The sequence below is a fragment of the Caballeronia mineralivorans PML1(12) genome, from assembly GCF_001028175.1.
Classification (GTDB): Bacteria; Pseudomonadota; Gammaproteobacteria; order Burkholderiales; family Burkholderiaceae; genus Caballeronia; species Caballeronia mineralivorans.
The window spans coordinates 36,334-58,910 of record NZ_AEJF01000210.1 but is presented as its reverse complement, the minus strand read 5'-3'; the positions used below and the strand labels follow the sequence as shown (position 1 = coordinate 58,910).

Below are 22,577 nucleotides of genomic sequence, written 5' to 3'. Positions count from 1 at the left end.
TGTACGTGCGAGTTTCCCCGCATACAGCTCAAGCCTACATTCAAAGCCCTACCTAATACAGGACCGGCTTCGTTACAACAAGTTTGCCAGCGTGCACTTGCTGGTGGCAATGCGGGTGAAGCAAAACTCTGTTGGACAACGTGTCTTTACCACCATGCATCCGATATTCCAGATGATGGTCGTGCCAACCCGTTTCGTCCGTCAGACCGGTGCCACAGTGTGCACACAATCCACCCTGTGACATGTACAGCGTCGCCCACTGCTTACGATAGCGCATCGACTCCCACATGCGATCCTGCCGCAATTTCTCGCCGTACTGCTCCCACTTGGGATCAAAAGGATTGAAATCCCCCTTGAGCTTCGTGTGTCGTTTGATGACTGTACCGCTGATTTGGTACAGCTCAAACAACCCCTTATCACCATCTTTCCAAACTACAGGAGCAGCAAACACCCACTGTCGGTTACGAACAGAGTGAAAATATTTCGTCTTCACCCAGCTCGCGTTCTTTTGCGGGTGCCGCCTCTTCGACCACCACCAGAGCCTCCGGAAAACCAGATACTCCATGCGGCTGTACGCCTGCTTGGCTACCACGGGACTGTGGTACTGCGCCCAGCCCCGAAGCATCGGATTCAACAGGCGGATCAGATCCTCCTGCTTTACCGTCTTGTTACCGCTGATCGTTTCCGCCACCTTGCGATAGAACGCTTGTGCGTTTTTCTTGCTCGGCTTGATGAGCAGCTTTTCCGAGTACTTCCGGAAATTCCACCCAAGGAAATCAAAGCCTTGATCAATGTGAGTGATCCGCGTTTTCTCCTCAGATAGTTGCAAGCCTCGAACCGCGAGGAAGTTTTCTATCCAAGGTCGGACTTCGTTGACTAGCACCTCTTGCGAGTCGCCGGTGATGACGAAATCGTCCGCGTACCGCACCACATGAACCTTCAGCTTCTTGGCCTTCGCGGTTCCAAATTTCGCACCGAGGTGCGCCATCAGTTCTCGCTCTAGCCCGTTCAACGTCACGTTGGCCAATGTCGGGGAAATGATGCCCCCCTGTGGCGTACCGGCCTCCGTCGCCTGCAGCTGACCTTGATATATCAGGCCAGCCGTCAACCACTTTCGGAGAATCGCCGTGTCCATTGGGACATTGCGCTCCAGCCAATCATGATCGATGTGATCAAAGCAACCCTTGATATCCGCCTCCAGCACCCAAGAAGCCGAGCCCTTGTCATGCAATGATTTGAATAGCTGAGACATGGCATCGGCCGTCGAGCGATGACTCCTGAACCCATATGAGTTCGGGTCGCTCGTGGACTCCGCCACGGGCTCCAAGGCCAGCAAATACAGAGCTTGCATCGCTCTGTCATGCATGGTCGGAATGCCCAGAGGGCGCTCCTTCCCATTGGCCTTGGGGATAAAGACCCTCCTTAAAGGCAGAGGCCTGTATCCACGCCGCTTCAACCGATCGACAGCAATCCGTCGACTTTCAGGCGAATCCCATAGTTCACGATCGACTCCAGCCGTTCGCGCACCCTGGTTCTGCGTAACACGTCGTACCGCATGCAACTTGGCGGACAACGTGCGGGTCAACATCCGTTGCAAGGCTTTCACCCTGCGCCATTTGCCTTCCCGCGTCGCCTTCGCAATTCGAATCTGCATCCCTCTCACGTTCCGTTCAACCCGACGCCAATCTACGGCGTACCAGTCATCCGGCGCGTGGGAAAGCGCAGACCCAGTCTTCCGACTAGATACTTTCATGCTGCTCTCCTACTTGGAAAAGTCCCCGAGCAGAAGGCGCATCTCCCCCATCGGGGTAGATACACCCCGATGGGGAACAACAAACACCTCAGTACGGGCGCATGCACCCGTACCTGACCAAGACACAGAGGGTAGTCAGCCGTCTTGCGACGGTAGACCAGACGGAAGTCTGCCCGCTTTCGCGTGGAGTAATGTCTCAACTCCTATCCGGACCATTACAGCCCGACGTTCGCTTTTTCCGTCCTCCCATACCCGCACAATCAACAGCGTTCCTTACGGTCCGCCTGCCAGTCAAACCGCACTGGCAACCATACGGGCTTACCACGTTCCCGGCATGTCACACGACTGGCTTAGGTTCTGCCTATTCCCCGGCGGTCTGATGACGACGCAATCCGACCTTTCAACGGATTGTCCGACCGCGCACCGTTTGGTAAATGCCACTCAGCAGCTTAGGCACCGCATTATTAACGAGGTTTATCAGCAGTTCACTTACATTAACCTTACCAATCAGCCTTGCTCCTCGACCCCCTCACTGCTAGGAGTCTCCGGCTGAGCACCTCGCGGCACCCATCCGCCCGAACGTCCGGGGGCTACGTTGTCAGAAGAGCTTCAAACCCCACCGTTACCAGTGACGCATGTCTTCCTAGGCTACTGCTAGTCGTATAGCAGGTTCACTACCCGTCCCCAACGTGCGGAAACGAGCCGAACCATGACACACCGAGCTTTCGCTCGTATCGCGTAGCGAATCCGTTGCTTGACGCGCGGGACTTGCAAACATCACTCCGCCTTGTCGGCGGAGGTGAAGCCGCTGACAGGGCGGTACCTGACGGTAGTCAGGCAATTACAATGCGATTCCCGGTACGGACGGCATACAGAGAATCGCCTGTGGCGAAACCCTAAAATGCCCTACTGGGTTTCGCTTCACTACAAAGCGTTGGCCTCAAGGTGCCAACAAATGGTCGGCAGCGCAGTCGGGAACGAACCCCCAACTGATACCGACAGGTCGATGCCCGTGACGTGGGCTAACGGACACGAGCGTGCGTGTCGCACGAAAAGTTATAATTTAGCGGATTATCCGTGACTTTCGCAATGCGCCACCGGTGGCCGCGTGCACTTAGGTTTCAATCGAGGTGCCCGGGCGAGCCGATGAACCTGCATCGTGAAGCCCCAAGGCTGTCCCTCTGTTACAGGCCTTCGCGCAGTCACCTCCAGCCATCAACCCGCCTGTCGGAATAACGATTTGAAATTACATCAGGAAGCCAGCGGCGCGCTCAATACCATCACGAGTTACGGCGCCGACTACGTCGCAATCAATCTGCAACGCCATGAAGGCAGCATCATCGTGATGCCGGAGGCGCCGGTGATCGCGTGGCCCGTGTCGTCGTTCGAGGCGCTGACGCCGGAAGATTTCGACGCGCTCATCGAGATCGCGCCTGAAGTCGTCGTGTTCGGCAGCGGCGCGCGCCTGCGTTTTCCGCATCCACGGCTCATCGCCAAGCTCTCCCAGCAACGCATCGGCGTGGAAACGATGGACTTCGGCGCCGCGTGCCGTACTTACAACATTCTCATGTCGGAAGGCCGTCGGGTCGCGGCTGCGCTGCTGATCGAAGCGTGATTCAGGCGGCCCGGCTGCAATTGGCCTTGCTGACGCAGACGGCGAAGCAACGCGCGGGCGCGGATTCGACGCGCCAGTGCGATAAACTGCCGCCCGGCGTCAGCATTGGCATTCGCGACGCCTGTTTTACGCTGGACACTGAGTGACGCGCACGCCTGCAATGCCCGCCGCGCGGCGATCCGCACAAGGTACTGGCCGTTTGGCCGACTTGTACGCTTCGTCGAAGCAGCGGAACCTGCACGGACTGACCGGTAAAACGCGTGCGCGGCCAAATGCCTGGCGTAAGCCGGCCTTAAGCCTCAGTGCGCCAAACTCGAGCCCCCTTTATTTTGTGCTACCGCCGCGCAAGCGGCATCGGACAGGTCGACTCTCATGAACGATACGCCTTCCCGGCTACCGCTCACCCGCCTCTCGCTTCTATTGCTGATCGCGGCACTCGCCGTCATCTGGTTCGCGCCGCTGGGCCTGCGCCATCTCGTCCCAAGCGACGAAGGCCGCTACGCCGAAATGGCACGCGAAATGTTCGTGACCGGCGACTGGATCACGCCGCGTTACAACGGCTACAAGTATTTCGAAAAACCCCCGCTGCAAACCTGGGCGAACGCACTGACGTTCGCGTGGTTCGGCATCGGCGAATGGCAAGCGCGCCTTTATACGGCCTTGACGGGCTTTGCCGGCGTGCTGCTGATCGGTTACACCGGCGCGCGGGTGTTCAATGGTGTAACGGGATTTTGCGCGGCCGTCGTGCTCGCGACTTCGCCGTACTGGAACCTGATGGCCCATTTCGATACGCTCGACATGGGTCTCTCGTTCTGGATGCAACTCACGCTGTGCAGCTTGCTGCTGGCGCAGCGGCCGAATCTGCCGGCGAACCAGGTCCGGCTCTGGATGTGGCTCTGCTGGGCCGGCATGGCGCTCGCGCTGTTGTCGAAGGGGCTGGTCGGGCTGATCCTGCCTGGCGCGGTGCTAGTGCTGTACACGCTGATTGCGCGTGACTGGGCGCTCTGGCGGCGTCTTTATATCGGCAGTGGGCTGATCCTGTTCCTGGTGATCGCCGCGCCGTGGTTCGTGCTGGTCCAGATGAAGAATCCCGAGTTTCTGAACTTCTTTTTCATCGTTCAGCAGTTCCAGCGGTATCTGACCCCTGAGCAAAACCGTCCGGGGCCATTCTACTACTTTATACCGGTGCTGATCGTCGGATTCCTGCCCTGGCTCTCGGTGGTGTTCCAGAGCGTCCGGCATGCGCTGAAGGTGCCGCGCCAGCCGAACGGCTTCGCGCCGGTCATGCTGCTCATCGTCTGGTCGGTGTTTATCTTCTTGTTCTTCAGCGCGTCGCATTCGAAACTGCTGTCGTACACGCTGCCGATCGCACCCGCCATTGCGTTGCTGATCGCCATCTACCTGCCGTTGCTCACGCGCGCGCAATGGCACCGGCATCTCAGCGGATATGCGGTGTTTCTCGTTGTGGCAGCTTTTGGCGCGATCTTTTTGGGCCGGATGGGCAGCGGTCACACGCCTAACGTGCTGTACCGGGAATTTCAGGTCTGGGTGTACGCGGCGCTCGCCGTGGCCTTCGTGGTGACGCTTGCCGCCATCTGGGTGAACCGGCGCAGTTCGATCGGCGGCGTCGTGCTGCTGGGAACGGCGTGGTTGCTAATGGGTACCATCGCCGGCACGGGTCACGACGTATTCGGCCGCGAAAGCTCGGGCGTGCGGATGGTGCCGGCAGTAAAGGCGGCCATGGCGAGATTGCCGGCCGACACGCCGTTCTACTCGGTCGCCAAGCTCGATCACACCATGCCGTTCTATCTCGGCCACACCATGATCATGGTCCAGGAACCCGACGAACTGAAGTTCGGGGTCACGACGGAGCCCCAGAAGTGGGTGCCCACCATCGACGCCTGGATTCAGCGCTGGGATGCGCAACGCTACGGCCTCGCGCTGATACCGCCCGACCGGTATGACGAATTGCTGGCGAAGCACGTGCCGATGCAGGTCATCGCGCGAGACGAACGCAGGGTGATTGTCGAAAAGCCGCAGCCTTGAAACAGTGGCGCCGTGCGCTGACTGCAGCGCCGCCCGCCAGCGAATACAGAAGGAAGAGATGCGACGAAGCCTTACCGCTTCGCCGCGCTCCGCAAAAAAACCCTATTACGGCCCACGATGAACCCGATATCCTTCATTTGCATCATCACCGGCGTCATGTTGAACGCTGGCGCCCAGTTGCTGCTCAAGGCGGGCGTGAATGCCGTCGGCCACTTTGAGTTCACGCCTGCAAACATCGTGCCGATCGGCTTCAAGATCGCGACGCAATGGCCCATCATCGGCGGATTGGCATGCTACGTGTTCAGCGTGGTGGTCTGGATTGTGGGGTTGTCGCGGGTCGACGTCTCCGTGGCGTACCCCATGCTCTCGCTCGGCTACGTAGTGAACGCGATCGCGGCGTGGTATTTATTTGGCGAAATCCTGTCATTGCAGCGGCTGGTGGGCATCGGCATTATCCTGATCGGCGTCGTCGTGCTGACGCGTGCTTGAGGCCCAGAGCCCACCTGGGCGTGCCCAAAAGTATCTGAGCGCGCGTGAGTACGGCTGAAACTGTGTATCAAAGATCTCACCGTTCCTTTCCTTTGCAGAGTTTCCATGACCCAGAACGTGCCTTCTAAAACGCTTCCCTTTCTGCCTTTCGTACGCTCCGAGATCGACGAAGAGACGATTCAGGGCGTCGCCGACGTTCTGCGTTCAGGCTGGATCACGACCGGCCCGCAAAACCAGCAGTTCGAAGCCGAACTGTCCGCCTATTGCGGCGGCCGCCCGGTGCGCACGTTCAATTCCGGCACGGCGACCATGGAAATCGGTTTGCGCATCGCAGGCGTGGGCGAAGGCGACGAAGTCATCACCACGCCCATGACCTGGGTCTCGACCAGCAACGTGATCATCGAAACGGGCGCCACGCCGGTTTTCGCCGATATCGACCCGGTCACACGCAATATCGATCTGGACCTGCTCGAAAAAGCCATCACGCCGCGCACCAAGGCAATCCTGCCGGTGTATTTGTCGGGACTGCCCGTGGACATGGACCGGCTGTACGGCATCGCGCGCGAACACGGCTTGCGGGTGATCGAGGACGCAGCCCAGGCGTTTGGGTCGTCGTGGCGCGGCCAGAAGATCGGCGCATTTGGCGACATCGTTTCGTTCAGCTTCCATGCTAACAAGAACGTCACGTCTATAGAAGGCGGCGCGCTCGTCCTGAATAACGAGGAAGAAGCCGTGCTCGCGCAAAAGTACCGGCTGCAAGGCATCACGCGCACCGGCTTTGACGGCATGGATTGCGATCTCCTCGGCGGCAAATACAATCTCACCGATGTCGCCGCCCGTGTCGGTCTCGGCCAACTCAAGCACGTCGAGCGGTTCACGGAACAACGCCGCGAGCTGGCGCGCGCATACTTTGAGAGTTTCGCGAACGGCGCGGCCGTGCGAACCGGTGTGCAATTGCCGGTCCAGAACTTCACCGACAGCAACTGGCACATGTTCCAGATCGCGCTGCCGCTGGAGCGTCTGTCGCTCACGCGCGCCGAGTTCATGGGGCAGATGAAGGAGCGCGGCATTGGCACGGGCGTACATTACCCGGCACTGCACCTGTTCACGCTGTATCGCGGGCGCGGTTTTCACGAAGGCATGTTCCCGCACGCGGAAAAGTATGGCGCGTCAACGGTCACCCTGCCGCTCTTCACGCAGATGAACCAGGACGACGTGACGCGCGTCGTACAGGCAGTCGATGAAATCTGCGCGGCGCATGCCATTTAAGGCGCACTAAAGGTGCGTTAAGCAAACATGCGGAACCCGCAGCAAAAACCAGAACCAGAACCACATTCATCACCACGGACACCTAGCGGAACCATCGCCAACATGAGTCAAACGGATTATCTGCCGACCGGCCCCGAATTAACGGTCGTGGTCCCGGTATACAACGAAGAAGAAGGCCTCGCCGCACTCTTCTCCCGTCTGTATCCCGCGCTCGACGCGCTCGGCGCGACGTATGAAGTCATATTCATCAACGACGGCAGCCGCGACAAGTCGGCTGCATTGCTCGCCCAGCAGTTTCGCGCGCGGCCGGACACCACCCGCGTGATCCTGCTGAACGGCAACTATGGCCAGCACATGGCCATCCTCGCCGGCTTCGAACAATCCCGCGGGGAAATGGTCATCACGCTCGACGCCGACTTGCAGAATCCTCCCGAGGAGATCGCCAAGCTGCTCGAGAAGATGCGCGAAGGTTACGACTACGTCGGCACGATTCGCCAGCAACGTCAGGACAGCTTTTGGCGCAAGAAAGCGTCGCGGCTGATGAACCGGCTGCGCGAGCGCATCACGCGCATCCGGATGACGGACCAGGGCTGCATGTTGCGCGGTTACAGCCGCCACATCATTGACACCATCAACCGCTGCGGCGAGATCAACACGTTCATTCCGGCACTGGCCTATACCTTCTCGCAGAACCCGATTGAAATCGACGTGGCGCACGAAGAGCGTTTCGCCGGCGAATCGAAGTATTCGCTGTACAGCCTGATTCGCCTCAACTTCGACCTGGTGACCGGATTCTCGGTCGTGCCGCTGCAGTGGTTGTCGTTCATCGGCGTGATCCTGTCCGTGGGATCCGCGGGCCTGTTCCTGCTGCTGTTGGTTAGACGCTTCATGTTCGGCGCGGAAGTCGAAGGTGTGTTCACACTGTTCGCTATCACCTTCTTCATGCTGGGCGTGATCATCTTCGCGCTCGGGCTGCTCGGTGAATATATCGGCCGGATCTATCAGCAGGTGCGCGCACGGCCTCGTTATCTGGTGCAGACCATCCTGGAAGAACGCGACGGCCTGGTTGCGCGAACCATGCCACGTCAGGAAGCGGTGGCCGCGATCACCCGCGAGGTCGATCCGCTATGAGGTCGTTATGAACCCGGCGATCCAGCCACGCGCGAAGCCTCGTGCAGTCGTGTTCGCGTATCACAATGTCGGCGTGCGCTGCCTGCAGGTGCTGCTCGCGCGCGGCGTGGAGGTCGCGCTCGTTGTCACGCACGAAGACAATCCCGACGAGAACATCTGGTTCGGCAGCGTGAAGTCAGTGGCGGCGGATCATGGCATCACCGTCATCACGCCCGCCGATCCCAAGTCACCGGAACTGCATGAAGCAGTCAGCGAACTCGCGCCGGACTTCATTTTTTCGTTCTATTACCGGCACATGCTGCCGGTCGATCTGCTCGCGCTCGCCACGCGCGGCGCGTACAACATGCACGGTTCGCTGTTGCCGAAGTATCGCGGACGCGTGCCCACCAATTGGGCCGTGCTGAACGGCGAAACGGAAACCGGCGCGACGTTGCACGAGATGGCTGCCAAGCCTGACGCCGGTGCAATCCTCGCGCAGACGCCCGTGCCCATTCTCCCGGACGACACCGCCGCGCAAGTCTTCGACAAAACCACGGTCGCCGCCGAGCAAACCTTGTGGCGCGTGTTGCCGGCGTTGATCGCGGGCGAAGCGCCGCATCTGCCGAACGATCTCACGAAAGGCAGCTACTTCGGCGGGCGCAAGCCGGAGGACGGCCGCATCGACTGGTCACACACTGCGCAGCAGGTCTACAACCTGATTCGTGCCGTCGCGCCGCCGTATCCGGGGGCTTTTACGGACATCGCCCAGCACCGGTTTGTCGTCGCACGAGCCCGGCTTGTTCCCGAAAACGGCCTGCCGAGCATCGCCGCGGACACCCTGCGTGCCGTCTCGAATTTGCCCCCTGGGCTGCACGTGAAGGATAATGCGCTGTTTGGCGTATGCGGCGACGGTCGCGTCGTCGCCATCCGTGAATTGCGGCAGCCGTTCGTGGACGAAAGCCAGACTCCAGCCGGCGGCGAACGCGTCGTCAGTCCCGCCGAATTCGGCCGACTCACTCAATCACTTCCTCATTCATGAAAAAAGTCCTGATCCTGGGTGTCAACGGCTTCATTGGCCATCACCTCTCCAAGCGCATTCTCGAGACGACCGACTGGGAAGTCTTCGGTATGGACATGCAACGCGACCGTCTCGGCGACCTCGCCAATCACGAGCGCATGCATTTCTTCGAAGGCGACATCACGATCAACAAAGAGTGGGTCGAATATCACATCAAGAAGTGCGATGTGATCCTGCCACTGGTCGCTATCGCCACGCCGGCAACCTACGTGAAGCAGCCGCTGCGCGTCTTCGAACTCGACTTCGAAGCGAACTTGCCGATCGTGCGTTCGGCCGTGAAGTACGGCAAACACCTCGTGTTTCCGTCCACGTCCGAGGTGTACGGCATGTGCACCGACGAACAATTCGATCCCGAAGAATCGCAACTGAGCTACGGCCCGATCAACAAGCCGCGCTGGATCTACGCGTGTTCAAAGCAGTTGATGGACCGCGTGATCTGGGGTTACGGCATGGAAGGCCTGAACTTCACGCTGTTCCGTCCGTTCAACTGGATCGGCCCGGGCCTCGACTCCATCTACACGCCGAAGGAAGGCAGCTCGCGTGTGGTCACGCAATTCCTGGGTCACATCGTGCGCGGTGAAAACATCAGTCTGGTCGACGGCGGCGCGCAAAAGCGTGCGTTCACGGACATCGACGACGGCATCGGCGCGTTGATGAAGATCATCGAAAACAAGAACGGCGTGGCGACGGGCAAGATCTATAACATCGGCAATCCGAGCAATAACTTCTCGGTCCGCGAACTCGCCAACAAGATGCTGAAGCTCGCGAACGAGATCAGCGAGTACGCCGAAAGCGCGAAGTCAGTGCAGCTCGTGGAGACATCGTCAGGCGCCTACTACGGCGCGGGTTATCAGGACGTGCAGAACCGGGTGCCGAAAATCGACAACACGATTCAGGAGCTCGGCTGGAAACCGGTCGCCACCATGGACGACGCGCTGCGCAAGATTTTCGAAGCGTATCGCGGCGACGTGGGCACGGCGCGGCGCCTCGTCGAAGATCAGGCTTAAGGGCGGCGCGTGGCTCGGATCGTTCTGAAAATCGACGTCGACACCCTGCGCGGCACGCGTGAAGGCGTGCCGAATCTCGCGCGCCTGCTCGACAAATATCACGCCCGTGCAACGTTCTTGTTCAGTCTCGGACCCGATCACACCGGCTGGGCGTTACGCCGCGTGTTTCGCCCGGGGTTTCTCAAGAAAGTGTCGCGGACGTCGGTGGTCGAGCATTACGGCATCAAGACGCTGATGTACGGCGTCCTTCTGCCGGGACCGGATATCGGCCGTCGTGCCGTCGCCGAAATGCGCGCGATCCATGAAGCGGGCTTCGAGTGCGGCATTCATACGTGGGATCACGTGTACTGGCAGGACAACGTGCGTGCCGGCAACCGTGAGTGGACCGCCGCGCAAATGCAGCGCAGCCACGCGCGTTTCGTCGAAATCTTCGGCACGCCACCGGTCACGCACGGTGCTGCGGGCTGGCAGATGAACGGCCACGCTTTCGAGCAGATCGATGCCTGGGGCATGAAATATGCATCGGACGGGCGTGGCCACACGCCCTACATTCCCGTGCTCGACGGCCGGATGCTGAATCACGTCCAGATGCCGACCACGCTGCCCACGCTGGATGAAATCCTCGGTGTGGATGGCGTCGATGTCGGCAATGTGGCCGCGCATTTGCTGGGCCTCACGTCGAAGCACGCGCACGATCAGGTCTTTACGCTGCACGCCGAACTGGAAGGACAAAAACTGGCCACCGTGTTCGAGCAATTGCTGGCAGGCTGGAGCGCGCAAGGTCACAGTTTCTGCACGATGGGCGACTATCATGCGACGCTGGACCGCGCGACGCTGCCCACGTACCCTGTCGCGTGGGGCGAGATTCCAGGTCGCGCGGGCGAACTGATACTCCAGCCGGACTGACGCTGCTTGCGCCTGTTTTCGCGCCTGACATCTGTTTCAGGCTCGGCCGGACGGCCGCAGCCTTTCCCGGATCCGCACTACCGTTCCAACGTGCTCGTTCGCTGGAAACCGGCGCATGGGCACGCGCCTACCGATAAAAATAGGAGAAACTTCGTGCCGATCGCTGTCGATCAACCCGTTCCCGATTTCACCGCGCCTGCAACCGGTGGCGATTTTTCGCTGTCGACTCTGCGAGGCAAGAAAGTCGTGCTGTTTTTTTATCCGAAAGACAACACGCCGGGCTGCACGACCGAAAGCCTGCAGTTCCGCGATCTCTATGAGCAATTCAAGGCCGCGGGCGCTGAAGTCGTCGGCATCTCGCGAGACAGCGTGAAGTCGCACGATAACTTCAAGGCCAAGCTGGAACTGCCGTACACGCTGGTATCCGATTCCGACGAAGCCATCTGCTCGCTGTTCGGCGTCATCAAAATGAAGAAAATGTATGGCAAGGAAGTACGCGGAATCGAGCGTTCGACTTTCCTGCTGGACGCTAAAGGCGTGCTTCGCCGGGAGTTCCGTGGCGTAAAGGTTCCAGGTCACGTAGAGCAGATTGTGGAAGCTGTACAAGCGCTTTGAGGCACGTTATATTGATTCGCAATGAGCGCTTGCCCCTCCCTCCATTTCTCTTTACGTAGCGTCCGGTGTTTCGCGGTTTCCCCCGCGACCGGCACGGGTACCCGCTACACGCCACGTCTGGAATCCAGGGACGTGGTGGAAGTTGAAAGGCGTGTTGAAGCAGGCGCTGTAGAGCCGCTGGTCCCATCGTCCGGGACGGCGGCTTTTTTGTTTGCGGACGCTCCCTTACCCGCAGCGTGTGCGCCTTGGGCGTCCCGCGCCGTCCGTGCGTTTCATCCTCCATTTCATCTTCAGGACGCAACTTCCAAGGAGCCGATCGAAATCTAGGCGAACCGGCGTTTTCGAAACCGAAGCGCGTCTCCGGGCGCAAACTGCATCGACGTCCACCCTTCTGGCATGAAGGCCCGAAAGTCGACCCCGCAGGATGCGACAGGCGACGCACGACATACGATCCGAATCCTTTCGAGGGAAACCATGCCTTTGCCTACTGCACCCGTCAAGCTCGGCAACCTCCTGCCGTCTGAAGAATACAAAGCCAAAGCCCGGCCTGCCCGATCATCGAAAAAGCAGGCAAGCGATGGCGATCTGGTTGATACAGAAACCGATTTCGGCGCGAGCGTCGGCGCTTCGCGGCCTGCGGCCGCGAACACCGCCAATACGTTGCGCGCCATCGCCAGCGAAACGCTCGCGAACGCGGCAAAAGGCTCGGCGGTAGAAGCCTCTGACGCAGCGCCTGCCGCGCGCACCCGCCGCGCGAAACAAACGGCTGCCCTGCTGCAACCCGCTGCCGCGCCGGCCGAACAGGTCGAAACCGCAAAGCCCGCCGTTGCCCGCGCGCCGGTCGAAGCACGTGAACGCGCTCGCTCCGAAGCGCCTGCCGCGCCCGTGGCTACAGCCGTTCAGCCGCGTGGTCAGCAGAAGCGTCGCCAGCGTGGTCAGCCGGAAAACGAGATCGGCAAGCTGTTCGTGCTCGACACGAATGTGCTGATGCACGATCCGTCATCGCTGTTCCGTTTCGAGGAACACGACGTCTATCTGCCAATGATGACGCTCGAGGAACTCGATAACCACAAGAAGGGCATGTCGGAAGTGGCGCGCAATGCGCGTCAGGTCAGCCGCACGCTGGATGCGCTGGTGGCGCACGTCGGCGAGATGGCGGCGGGATTGCCGTTGTCCGCGCTGGGCAATCGCGATGCAACCGGCCGCCTGTATTTCCAGACCACGCTCACGGACATTGAGCCGGTTGAAGGTCTGCCGGTCGGCAAGGCCGACAACCAGATTCTCGGTGTGGTGCGCGCGCTGCAGAAAGAGCGCACGGATCGTCAGGTCGTGCTGGTGTCGAAAGACATCAACATGCGCATCAAGGCTCACGCGCTGGGCCTGCCGGCTGAAGATTATTTCAACGACCAGGTGCTGGAAGACAAGGACCTGCTCTACTCCGGCGTGCGTGCGCTACCTTCGGACTTCTGGACGAAGCACGCAAAGGGCATGGAGAGCTGGCAGGACACCAAGACTGGCACGACGTATTACCGAGTGACCGGTCCGCAATGCGCGTCCATGCTCGTGAACGAGTTCGTTTATTTCGAACCGCAGAATGGCGAACCGTCGTTCTACGGCATCGTGCGCGAGCTGAACGGCAAGACAGCGCTGCTGCAAACGCTGCGCGATTACAGCCACCACAAGAACAATGTGTGGGGCATCACGTCGCGTAATCGTGAGCAGAATTTTGCTTTGAACCTGCTGATGAACCCGGACGTGGATTTCGTCACGCTGCTGGGTCAGGCCGGTACGGGCAAGACCTTGATGGCGCTGGCCGCCGGCCTCGCGCAGGTGCTCGACGACAAACGCTACAACGAGATCATCGTGACGCGTGCGACGGTTCCCGTGGGCGAAGACATCGGCTTCTTGCCGGGTACGGAAGAGGAAAAGATGCAGCCGTGGATGGGCGCATTCGACGACAACCTCGAAGTCCTGCAAAAAACCGACGACGCCGCCGGCGAATGGGGCCGTGCTGCGACTCAGGAACTGATCCGTTCGCGCCTGAAGGTGAAGAGCATGAACTTCATGCGCGGCCGGACGTTCGTCGACAAGTACGTGATCATCGATGAAGCGCAAAACCTGACGCCCAAGCAGATGAAAACGCTCGTCACGCGCGCCGGTCCGGGCACGAAGATCGTGTGTCTGGGCAATATCGCGCAGATCGACACGCCTTATCTGACGGAAGGCAGTTCGGGGCTGACGTACGTGGTCGACCGCTTCAAGGGCTGGACGCATAGCGGTCACGTGACGCTCGCACGTGGTGAACGGTCGCGACTGGCGGATTACGCGTCCGAAATTCTTTAAGTTTCCTGACACGTTTTGAAAGCCCGGCAAGCATCGCTTGCCGGGCTTTTTTATGTCTTTTCATCGGGTTTTGAGCAAAAAACACGTCCCGCCGAAGCAACACTTACAGCGTAAACCTCAAGTGACTTATCAAGAAAACTTGCCGCAGCCCCGGCTGACGGGCTAGTATCGCGACACCGCCATCACGGCGAGCGCTCATGTTCACCCTCGGCTCGCCCTCCCGAATGCGTCGACTCTGGCCACTGCTGCTTCTCACCCTCCTCGTTGCCGCGTGCTCCAGCGCGCCGACGCTGGTGTCGCGCGCACCGGCCACATTGAGCACTACCGCTTCAAACCGCACCTTCGCTACGCCGTCAGGTTTCCCGAATTTTGTCGATCACAGCGTCGGACGCGAGGAAATTTCCATCCAGGCGATGTCGTTGGTCGGTGTGCCGTATCGTTGGGGCGGGAACACGCCCGAGGCGGGTTTCGATTGCAGCGGGCTCGTGCGATATGTCGTGGATCGGGCAGCCGCAGTGAACCTGCCCCGCACGACCGCCGACATGAGCGGGCGTGGCGAATCAATTGAACCGGATGAAGTCGCGCCCGGCGACCTGATTTTCTTCAACACGACGGGCCGGCCGCATTCGCACGTCGGGATTTATGTGGGCAAACTGCGATTCGTGAACGCACCGTCGACAGGCGGAACCGTACGGCTTGATTACCTCACGAACCCGTATTGGGCCAAGCGTTTCGATGGCATCAGACGCGTCGCGCCGGCGAAATCCGCGCCCACACCATTCGATACCCCGACGTATCTGGCGTCGCCTGTCCCCGTGCCAGCCGATAGCGCATCGGGCCGTTCGCAGGGGGCACAGGTTGCGGCGTCGAGCAGCAAAGCTACGGTTGTGGGTCGTTATGAACCGCCACCCGTTATAGCTGCTGCACAACGGCCGGCTGCGGATTCTCAGTCGATCGCAACTACGACGGCCGCGGCAGGTTCATACCATACCGCCACCGATCAGTTCGAACCGCCGCCGCCCGCGTTGTCCGCCGCGCAGCGCCAGGCGCAATCGGTGGGCGCTGTATCGCCGACCATCGCTGCAGCCCGATCCGGTTCCGATCCGTTCGAACCACCACCGCCTTCGCTTTCCGCGGCGCAGCGTCAATCGCAGGCAGCAAACGCGATGTCGCCGTCACGCGAGTCGCAGGCTGAATCGAACGCGGTCGCCGCGGCATCGAATTCCCCCGATCCGATCGCAGCCGCCGCCGATGCATTCGAACCCCCTCCGCCCACGGCCCGGCTGGCGGCCCAGCAGGCGCGCTCGGTGCAAGAGCAACAACCGTCATCGGTTGGCCGTATTCCTGCATCGGACTCCGCCGTCCACGTGATGCGCGCATCGACGAATTCGTTCGTGCCCGCGCGTCCCGCTGCGACCGACGACCCCATCGCGAAGTTCGCTAACGGCAGCTACTGAGCCGTCGCTCAAGCCGCTTCTTTCAGCCCTATTCCCGAACCGTACATACCCCGGCAGCGTCTGCTATCGTGTCTCGATAACGATTCCACGCATCAACGAATCGATCATCGGCCTCGATAGGAGTGAACCTCATGGACTTGGGACTCGCCGGCAAAGTCGTGCTCATCACGGGCGGCAGCAAAGGTATCGGCTTCGCGTGCGCGCGGGCGTTTGCAGCGGAAGGCGCGCGCGTCGCGATCGTTTCGCGCGATGCAGCAAACCTCGCACGCGCTCGCGAACAACTCGCGCAAGATGGCTTCCACGTGCATCTCGCGCGCGCCGATCTTCACGAAGCGCACAGCGCGCAAGACGTCGTGGAAGAAGCTACGGGCGCGCTCGGCCCGATCGATATTCTCGTGAACTGCGCGGGCGCCGCGAAACGGTACGACCCCGATCTCCTCGATGCCGACGCCTACAAAGCCGCAATGGAAGCGAAATATTTCCCCTGCATCTACCCGCAGCAAGCCGTGCTCAAGCAAATGGCGGAACGGCTGAGGGCGAACCCGAAAGCCGAGCCGGGTGCAGTGGTGAACATCATCGGGATGGGCGGGAAGATCGCGAGCGATATTCACATCGCGGGGGGAGCGGCGAACGCAGCGCTGATGCTGGCAACGGTTGGGCTTGCGCATCATTACGCGAAGCTCGGCATTCGTATCAACGCAATCAACCCGGGCGCGACACTGACGGAACGTGTTGAGGAATCGCTCGCGCTCGAGGCGCAAAGACAAGGGATCACGCGCGACGAAGCGCTGGCCCGCGGGCAGGCAAAAGTGCCGCTCGGCCGATACGCGAACCCCGAGGAAATCGCCGACGTCGCGCTCTTTTTAGCGAGCCGCCGCGCGAGTTACGTATCCGGTGCCATCATTCCAATGGACGGCGTGGGCGCACCGTTGATCTGAAGCGGGAAGCGGGTGACCAGACCAAGGCACCCGACAACCACCCGTTTCAAAGAAAGCGATGCCCAAACCACCATGCGGCAGCGGACATTACGGCCGATGCGGGGATCGTCAGGATCCAGGCCCAGACGATATTCCCTGCCACGCCCCAGCGAACCGCGCTGAACTTCTGCGTAGCACCAACCCCGACGATCGCGCCGATGATCGTATGCGTGGTCGACACAGGAATACCGAGAAACGACGCAACGAACAGCGTGATCGCCCCGCCCGTCTCCGCACAAAACCCGCCGACCGGCTTCAGCTTCGTGATCTTCTGACCCATCGTGCGAACGATGCGCCAGCCGCCGAAGAGCGTGCCGAGCCCCATCGACAGATAACATCCGCCGATCACCCAAACCGGCGGCGCATCGGCCGTAGCCGATGCATAACCGGCCGCGATCAGCAGCATCCAGATAATGCCGATGGTTTTCTGCGCGTCGTTGCCGCCGTGCCCGAGGCTGTACAAACCCGCCGATATCAGTTGCCACCGCCTGAAGCGCCGGTCCACTTTTGAGGGCGGCGTCCGGAAATACATCCACGACACCACCAGCATGAGCAGCGACCCGAGCACGAAACCCAGCAGCGGCGAGATAAAAATAAACGAGACGGTCTTGAGCAAGCCGTCCATGTTCAATGAGCCCCACCCCGATTTCGCCCACGCTGAACCGATCAATCCGCCGATCAACGCGTGCGACGAACTCGACGGAATGCCGTAGTGCCAGGTGATGATATTCCAGCCGATCGCCCCGACGAGCGCACCGAAGATCACATATTGATCGACGATAGCCGGATCGATCGTCCCTTTGCCGACGGTTGCGGCAACCTTCAAATGAAAGATGAAATACGCAATGACGTTGAACGCAGCGGCGAACGCCACGGCTTGCTGGGGTTTCAGCACGCCGGTGGACACGACAGTTGCGATGGAGTTGGCGGCGTCGTGGAAGCCGTTCATGAAGTCGAAAACCAGTGCGACCACGACGAGCGTAATGACAGCCCAGAGGGCGAGTTGAATCGAATGCATCGTTTATCGAATGAGTGGCGCGGCTGAAATCAGGCGTTTTCCAGCACGATGCCTTCAATGATGTTGGCGACATCCTCGCATTTGTCGGTGATCGTCTCGAGCAGCTCGTAGATTGCCTTTAGCTTGATCAGCGTCTTGACGTTGTCCTCTTCGCGGAAGAGTTTCGACATCGCCGAGCGCAGCACGCGGTCCGCATCCGATTCCAGGCGATCGATCTCCTCGCAGATCTTGAGGATTTCGCTGGCGCGTTTCATGTCGGCCAGCAGCATGACGGCTTGCTGCACACGCTCGGAGGTCGCTGTACAGATATGCGCAAGCTGGCTCATTTCCGCCGTCGATTCGCGCAGGTCGTAGAGCGAAATAGCGGTGGCGACGTCTTCCATCAGGTCGAGGATGTCGTCCATCGTCGTGATGAGCTTGTGGATTTCGTCGCGATCGAGCGGCGTGATGAAGGTCTTGTGCAGCAGATCGATGGTTTCGTGCGTGAGCTTGTCCGCACGTTTTTCGTTGGTCTGGACGTTCTGCTTATGGACCTCCATCTGGTCCATGTTGTCGATCAGCAGTTCGAGTTCGTGACTTGCGTCGACGATGCACTTTGCGTGTGCATTGAAGATTTCAAAAAATTTGCCCTCGGTGGGCATGAAGCGACCAAACATGAAAATCCCGGAAAATGGCCCAAAATGGCGCTGACATAAAAGTGCCACATTGTACCTTCGCGGGATCGCTGCCACACCCTGACAAGCGTCAAATCTAGCGCAGGCGGCGGATCGATTCCTTAGTCGCCGTAGAAATTCTGCGCACCGGCAAAATTCTCGAACTTCGTGTATTGCCCTTGGAACGTCAGGCGAACGGGACCGATCGGGCCGTTACGCTGCTTACCGATGATGATCTCGGCCGTGCCCTTGTCCTGGGTATCGGGGTTGTAAACCTCATCGCGATAAATGAAAAGAATCACGTCCGCGTCCTGCTCGATAGCGCCGGATTCACGCAGGTCGGACATGATCGGGCGTTTGTTCGGACGCTGCTCCAACCCCCGATTCAACTGCGAAAGCGCCATCACGGGAACATCAAGTTCCTTGGCGAGGCTTTTGAGCGAACGCGAGATTTCCGAAATTTCGGTCGCGCGGTTTTCACCGGCCGAACCGGAGCCGGACATGAGCTGCAAATAATCGACGATGATCAAGCCGAGCTTGCCGCATTGCCTCGCCAGACGACGCGAGCGCGAGCGCAATTCCATCGGGTTCAGACCACCCGTTTCATCGATAAAGATTTGCGCCTCGCTCATTTTCTGCACCGCGTGCGTGAGCTTTGGCCAATCTTCGTCAGTGAGACGGCCGGTACGCATTCTGTGCTGGTCCAGACGGCCGACCGAGCCGAGCATACGCATAGTGAGCTGCGTGCCCGGCATTTCCATGGAAAACACGGCCACCGGCAGGCCATATTCCACGGCCACGTATTCGCCAATATTCATCGAAAACGCGGTTTTACCCATCGATGGCCGACCGGCCACAATGATCAATTCGCCGCCATGCATGCCCGACGTCATCCGGTCGAGATCGACAAAACCTGTTGGCGTGCCGGTCACGTCGCTCGGATTAGCGGTGTGATAAAGCGTGTCAATACGCTCGACCACCTGCGTGAGCAACGGCCCGATCTCGAGAAAACCTTGCGTGCCGCGCGCGCCGCTTTCCGCGATCGAGAACACCTTCGCCTCTGCCTCGTCCAGCAACTGGCGCACTTCCTTGCCTTGCGGGTTAAAGGCATCGGCGGAAATTTCATCGGCGACTGAAACCAGCCGGCGCAACACCGCCCGATCCCGCACGATTTCCGCATAACGGCGAATGTTCGCGGCGCTCGGCGTGTTCTGCGCCAGCGCATTCAGATAGGCCAGCCCACCGACTTCCTCGGCCTTGCCGGTGTTCGTCAGCGCCTCGTAGACGGTGATCACGTCGGCCGGACGCGTGGTCGCGATCAGCTTGCCGATCGCCTCATAAATGATCCGATGGTCGTAGCGATAGAAATCGCCGTGCGACATCACGTCCGCAATACGGTCCCATGCGGCGTTGTCCAGCAGCAGGCCGCCAATGACGGACTGCTCGGCTTCGATGGAATGCGGCGGGACTTTCAGCGCATCCAGTTGGGGATCTTTCGACGGTGCGTTCATGGGGAGGAATTATCGGCGAAATGACGAGGTGGCGGGAGGCCGAAAAAACAAAAAGGCGGGAACCGTTTGCGGTTCCCGCCTTTCTTTTACTGCGGCACTACTTTTGCATCAGCGACAGGGCTCAGCCCGGCCGGCTAAATACTTAAGCGTGTTCGCCCAGCACCGACACCGTGACGTCAACAACCACGTCGGTGTGCAGTGCGATCTGGACGGCGTGATCGCCAACCAGCTTGAGCGGGCCGTCGGCCAGACGCACTTGCGACTTTTCGACTTCGGCCAGACCTTGCTTCTTCAGCGCGTCAGCGATGTCCGCGTTCGTCACCGAACCGAACAAACGACCGTCGACGCCAGCCTTTTGCGAGATCTGAACGGTAGCACCGCTCAGCTTTTCGCCCAGGGCCGTAGCGGCTGCCAGCTTTTCAGCAGCAACCTTTTCCAGGTCAGCACGGCGCACTTCGAATTCCGCGATTGCGTCCTTCGTTGCACGGCGGGCCTTCTTGCCCGGGATCAGGAAGTTACGTGCGTAACCGTCCTTGACTCGAACGATGTCGCCCAGGTTGCCCAGGTTGACGACTTTTTCCAAAAGAATGATTTGCATTTGGCTTTTTCCTTATTGCGTCGTCTGATTAGGCCTTGTGCAGGTCGGTGTACGGCAGCAGCGCGAGAAAGCGAGCGCGCTTGATAGCCGTATCGAGCTGACGTTGGTAGTGAGCCTTCGTTCCTGTCAGACGAGCCGGCGTGATCTTGCCGTTCTCACCAACGAAGTCCTTCAGCGTTTCCGTGTCCTTGTAGTCGATGTACTCGACATTAGCCGCGGTGAAACGGCAGAACTTCTTGCGCTTGAAGAGCGGGTTTTGTTGCTGACGACGTTTGTCGAATTTCTTACCAGTCGGGCGGGGCATGTTCAGTCCTTTCCAATATCCTGCAATTCTGTGATGTGAAACACCAGGGTTCGCGCGTTGCGGCTTTTCTTGGCCATGAAGCCCGTGAAGAGCGTTTCAACGCCCATCGCAATGCCTTCCAGCTTGCCGCTCGCAGCTCCGGCCGCTACCGCCGGGAGAGTCAGTTCGATTTGCCGGGCAATGCCCGCTTCGACGACTTCCGTACGGTGGTGCAACGTGCAACTTGCGATCGGGACGCCGGCGGGGGTGTACCGCACCGGTTCGCGTTCCACGACGCTTGCTGTCAGTTGCAGCCGGTTCACTTAAATCCTGGTGGCTTGACGCCTGTAGAGGCTGTCTATTAAGCCTGCGCTTCAGTCGACGGCTGGCTGGCCGCTTTCTTGGCTTCTTCGCGGTGCACTTCCTTCATCATCGGCGACGGACCGGTTTCGGCCTTCTTCATCTTGACAATGAGGTGACGCAGCACAGCGTCGTTGAACTTGAACGCGTGTTCCAGTTCTTCGAGCGTTTCCTGGCTGCATTCGATGTTCATGCACACGTAGTGAGCCTTCGCGAGTTTCTCGATCATGTAAGCCAGCTGACGGCGGCCCCAGTCTTCGATGCGATGGATCGAACCACCGTGAGTCGTGATCGTGGTTTTGTACCGTTCGATCATGGCGGGCACTTGCTCGCTTTGATCCGGATGCACGATAAATACGATTTCGTAATGACGCATTGTTACTCCTTGAGGATATAAAGCCACCCGGGCGTCGGACCGGTGCGGCAAGAGAGAAGCCAGCGATTATAGCGAGATAAGGCCGGCCGCACAACTGATTTACGCATTTCGCGGATTACTTCCGCTGTGTTTTCAATGGCTTAGCTGCGTTAAGCCCGGAGCGTCACCGTTCGCGGCTCCAGTAATCTGGTTGCGCATAGATTTTCTTCAAATAATCAATGAAGTAGCGCACTTTTGCGGGCACGTAGCGCTGCTGCGGATAGACCGCGAGGATGTCGTAATCGGGCAGCGCGAACTCGTCCAGGACGGTTTCCAGCTCGCCCGCCGCCAGTTGTCGCTGGATCTCCCAAGTGGAGCGCCAGCCGAGCCCGTGCCCTTCCGACACCCACCGGTGCAGCAATTCTCCGTCGTTGCAATCCAGATTGCCCGAAACACGCACCGTCGCCAGCTTGCCGTTGCGACGGAAATACCAGCCGCGGTTCTGGCCGCCCTGCAAGTTGAACGCGAGGCAGTTGTGGCGCAGCAGGTCATCGAGGGATTTCGGCTTGCCGTACTTCTTGAAATACGCCGGCGTGCCGCAGACCACGCGCCGGTTATCGGCTAGCTTCACCGCCACGAAGTTCTGATCGACCGCGCCGCCAATCCGGATCGACAGGTCGTAACCTTCGCGGATCAAATCGGCTACGCGGTCGTTCAGGTTAAACGACATCTGCAGCGCGGGTTTATCGGCGAGAAACCCGGGGGCGTGGGGTGCCACGTGCATCCGCCCGAACGCCGCCGGCGCCGACACGATCAGATGGCCGTCGACCGTACGCTGGCCGTCGGCGAGTTCGTCTTCAGCCTGGTTCCAGTCGGCCAGCAGTCCACGGCAGCGATCCAGAAACGCCGCACCCTCTTCGCTCACCACCAGCCGGCGGGTCGAGCGGTACATCAATTTCACGCCCAGCCGCTTCTCCAGCGCATCGATACGCCGCCCCAGAATCACTGGCGACACCCCCTCCTCCAGCGCCGCCGCGGCAAGACTGCCGGCCTCGGCGACCTTCACGAACGTCTCAATCTGCCTGAAGCGGTCCATTTCCGTGTCTCCTTTCCATACTTTTTGTATTGGATAAA

General features: G+C 59.8%; 22 protein-coding genes. 13 read left to right on the top strand and 9 right to left on the bottom strand.

The features are described from left to right. Positions 1-52 precede the first annotated feature (52 nt). The gene (gene ltrA, locus EOS_RS35225) at positions 53-1,753 is read right to left on the bottom strand and encodes a group II intron reverse transcriptase/maturase (RefSeq protein ID WP_047896838.1); all 1,701 of its coding nucleotides are present in this window, start codon (positions 1,751-1,753) and stop codon (positions 53-55) included. Positions 1,754-2,993: 1,240 nt separating this feature from the next. Here ltrA and EOS_RS35220 point away from each other — a divergent pair. The 13 genes from EOS_RS35220 to EOS_RS35165 all read left to right on the top strand — a co-directional run bounded on the left by EOS_RS35220 (position 2,994) and on the right by EOS_RS35165 (position 16,626). Then, a complete protein-coding gene (locus tag EOS_RS35220; protein ID WP_047896837.1) occupies positions 2,994-3,368 on the top strand; it encodes an Mth938-like domain-containing protein in 375 nt (124 codons plus the stop codon). After that, positions 3,365-3,514, top strand: coding sequence for a hypothetical protein (locus tag EOS_RS47285; protein ID WP_160312561.1), 150 nt, complete (start codon positions 3,365-3,367; stop codon positions 3,512-3,514). Before EOS_RS35220 ends, EOS_RS47285 begins: the two co-directional genes overlap by 4 nt. A gap of 226 nt (positions 3,515-3,740) precedes the next feature. Beyond that, a complete protein-coding gene (locus tag EOS_RS35215) occupies positions 3,741-5,414 on the top strand; it encodes a glycosyltransferase family 39 protein (RefSeq protein ID WP_047896836.1) in 1,674 nt (557 codons plus the stop codon). A 117-nt stretch (positions 5,415-5,531) separates the two neighbouring features. Further along, on the top strand, positions 5,532-5,903 hold the full coding sequence (locus tag EOS_RS35210; RefSeq protein ID WP_047896835.1) for an SMR family transporter: 372 nt from the start codon (positions 5,532-5,534) through the stop codon (positions 5,901-5,903). Between the two features lie 105 nt (positions 5,904-6,008). Then, complete coding sequence (locus EOS_RS35205) at positions 6,009-7,172, top strand: DegT/DnrJ/EryC1/StrS family aminotransferase (protein WP_047896834.1); 1,164 nt, start codon at positions 6,009-6,011, stop codon at positions 7,170-7,172. A 102-nt stretch (positions 7,173-7,274) separates the two neighbouring features. Then, positions 7,275-8,303 carry a glycosyltransferase gene (locus EOS_RS35200; protein ID WP_047896833.1) on the top strand — a complete coding sequence of 343 codons (1,029 nt, stop codon included), beginning with the start codon at positions 7,275-7,277 and terminating at the stop codon, positions 8,301-8,303. Between the two features lie 7 nt (positions 8,304-8,310). Next, positions 8,311-9,321, top strand: coding sequence for a formyltransferase (locus EOS_RS35195; RefSeq protein ID WP_047896832.1), 1,011 nt, complete (start codon positions 8,311-8,313; stop codon positions 9,319-9,321). Next, complete coding sequence (locus EOS_RS35190; RefSeq protein WP_053064141.1) at positions 9,318-10,367, top strand: bifunctional UDP-4-keto-pentose/UDP-xylose synthase; 1,050 nt, start codon at positions 9,318-9,320, stop codon at positions 10,365-10,367. Before EOS_RS35195 ends, EOS_RS35190 begins: the two co-directional genes overlap by 4 nt. Before the next feature lie 9 nt (positions 10,368-10,376). Beyond that, positions 10,377-11,273: a polysaccharide deacetylase family protein gene (locus EOS_RS35185; protein ID WP_047896831.1), complete on the top strand. Its 897-nt coding sequence runs from the start codon at positions 10,377-10,379 to the stop codon at positions 11,271-11,273. Positions 11,274-11,426: 153 nt separating this feature from the next. Beyond that, complete coding sequence (locus EOS_RS35180) at positions 11,427-11,888, top strand: peroxiredoxin (protein ID WP_047896830.1); 462 nt, start codon at positions 11,427-11,429, stop codon at positions 11,886-11,888. Positions 11,889-12,362: 474 nt separating this feature from the next. Then, positions 12,363-14,231 (top strand): PhoH family protein, encoded by a 1,869-nt coding sequence (locus EOS_RS35175; RefSeq protein WP_047896829.1) that lies wholly within the window; start codon positions 12,363-12,365, stop codon positions 14,229-14,231. A gap of 224 nt (positions 14,232-14,455) precedes the next feature. Continuing rightward, on the top strand, positions 14,456-15,688 hold the full coding sequence (locus tag EOS_RS35170) for an NlpC/P60 family protein (RefSeq protein WP_047896828.1): 1,233 nt from the start codon (positions 14,456-14,458) through the stop codon (positions 15,686-15,688). Positions 15,689-15,819: 131 nt separating this feature from the next. Further along, a complete protein-coding gene (locus EOS_RS35165; protein ID WP_047896827.1) occupies positions 15,820-16,626 on the top strand; it encodes an SDR family oxidoreductase in 807 nt (268 codons plus the stop codon). 46 nt (positions 16,627-16,672) lie between these two features. Here EOS_RS35165 and EOS_RS35160 read toward each other — a convergent pair whose 3' ends face one another. The 8 genes from EOS_RS35160 to EOS_RS35125 form a co-directional block, all read right to left on the bottom strand. Beyond that, positions 16,673-17,683, bottom strand: coding sequence for an inorganic phosphate transporter (locus EOS_RS35160; RefSeq protein WP_047896826.1), 1,011 nt, complete (start codon positions 17,681-17,683; stop codon positions 16,673-16,675). Positions 17,684-17,712: 29 nt separating this feature from the next. Then, positions 17,713-18,339 carry a DUF47 domain-containing protein gene (locus tag EOS_RS35155; RefSeq protein WP_047896825.1) on the bottom strand — a complete coding sequence of 209 codons (627 nt, stop codon included), beginning with the start codon at positions 18,337-18,339 and terminating at the stop codon, positions 17,713-17,715. 119 nt (positions 18,340-18,458) lie between these two features. Beyond that, complete coding sequence (locus EOS_RS35150) at positions 18,459-19,847, bottom strand: replicative DNA helicase (RefSeq protein WP_047896824.1); 1,389 nt, start codon at positions 19,845-19,847, stop codon at positions 18,459-18,461. Positions 19,848-19,989: 142 nt separating this feature from the next. Continuing rightward, positions 19,990-20,445 carry a 50S ribosomal protein L9 gene (rplI, locus tag EOS_RS35145; protein ID WP_047896823.1) on the bottom strand — a complete coding sequence of 152 codons (456 nt, stop codon included), beginning with the start codon at positions 20,443-20,445 and terminating at the stop codon, positions 19,990-19,992. 28 nt (positions 20,446-20,473) lie between these two features. Continuing rightward, on the bottom strand, positions 20,474-20,749 hold the full coding sequence (rpsR, locus tag EOS_RS35140; RefSeq protein WP_047896822.1) for a 30S ribosomal protein S18: 276 nt from the start codon (positions 20,747-20,749) through the stop codon (positions 20,474-20,476). Positions 20,750-20,751: 2 nt separating this feature from the next. Next, entirely contained in the window at positions 20,752-21,051 is a 300-nt protein-coding gene (priB, locus tag EOS_RS35135; RefSeq protein WP_047896821.1) for a primosomal replication protein N, read from the bottom strand. Between the two features lie 38 nt (positions 21,052-21,089). Continuing rightward, on the bottom strand, positions 21,090-21,464 hold the full coding sequence (gene rpsF / locus EOS_RS35130) for a 30S ribosomal protein S6 (protein WP_047896820.1): 375 nt from the start codon (positions 21,462-21,464) through the stop codon (positions 21,090-21,092). Positions 21,465-21,627: 163 nt separating this feature from the next. After that, positions 21,628-22,539, bottom strand: a complete 912-nt coding sequence (locus tag EOS_RS35125; protein WP_047896819.1) for a LysR family transcriptional regulator — start codon at positions 22,537-22,539, stop codon at positions 21,628-21,630. Positions 22,540-22,577 lie beyond the last annotated feature (38 nt).

Coding starts and splice junctions, on each gene's coding strand:
- ltrA (WP_047896838.1), bottom strand. CDS start 1,753: ATGAAAGTATCTAGTCGGAAGACTGGGTCTGCGCTTTCCCACGCGCCG.
- EOS_RS35215 (WP_047896836.1), top strand. CDS start 3,741: ATGAACGATACGCCTTCCCGGCTACCGCTCACCCGCCTCTCGCTTCTA.
- EOS_RS35210 (WP_047896835.1), top strand. CDS start 5,532: ATGAACCCGATATCCTTCATTTGCATCATCACCGGCGTCATGTTGAAC.
- EOS_RS35205 (WP_047896834.1), top strand. CDS start 6,009: ATGACCCAGAACGTGCCTTCTAAAACGCTTCCCTTTCTGCCTTTCGTA.
- EOS_RS35200 (WP_047896833.1), top strand. CDS start 7,275: ATGAGTCAAACGGATTATCTGCCGACCGGCCCCGAATTAACGGTCGTG.
- EOS_RS35195 (WP_047896832.1), top strand. CDS start 8,311: ATGAACCCGGCGATCCAGCCACGCGCGAAGCCTCGTGCAGTCGTGTTC.
- EOS_RS35190 (WP_053064141.1), top strand. CDS start 9,318: ATGAAAAAAGTCCTGATCCTGGGTGTCAACGGCTTCATTGGCCATCAC.
- EOS_RS35175 (WP_047896829.1), top strand. CDS start 12,363: ATGCCTTTGCCTACTGCACCCGTCAAGCTCGGCAACCTCCTGCCGTCT.
- EOS_RS35170 (WP_047896828.1), top strand. CDS start 14,456: ATGCGTCGACTCTGGCCACTGCTGCTTCTCACCCTCCTCGTTGCCGCG.
- EOS_RS35165 (WP_047896827.1), top strand. CDS start 15,820: ATGGACTTGGGACTCGCCGGCAAAGTCGTGCTCATCACGGGCGGCAGC.
- EOS_RS35160 (WP_047896826.1), bottom strand. CDS start 17,683: ATGCATTCGATTCAACTCGCCCTCTGGGCTGTCATTACGCTCGTCGTG.
- EOS_RS35155 (WP_047896825.1), bottom strand. CDS start 18,339: ATGTTTGGTCGCTTCATGCCCACCGAGGGCAAATTTTTTGAAATCTTC.
- EOS_RS35150 (WP_047896824.1), bottom strand. CDS start 19,847: ATGAACGCACCGTCGAAAGATCCCCAACTGGATGCGCTGAAAGTCCCG.
- rplI (WP_047896823.1), bottom strand. CDS start 20,445: ATGCAAATCATTCTTTTGGAAAAAGTCGTCAACCTGGGCAACCTGGGC.
- rpsR (WP_047896822.1), bottom strand. CDS start 20,749: ATGCCCCGCCCGACTGGTAAGAAATTCGACAAACGTCGTCAGCAACAA.
- rpsF (WP_047896820.1), bottom strand. CDS start 21,464: ATGCGTCATTACGAAATCGTATTTATCGTGCATCCGGATCAAAGCGAG.
- EOS_RS35125 (WP_047896819.1), bottom strand. CDS start 22,539: ATGGACCGCTTCAGGCAGATTGAGACGTTCGTGAAGGTCGCCGAGGCC.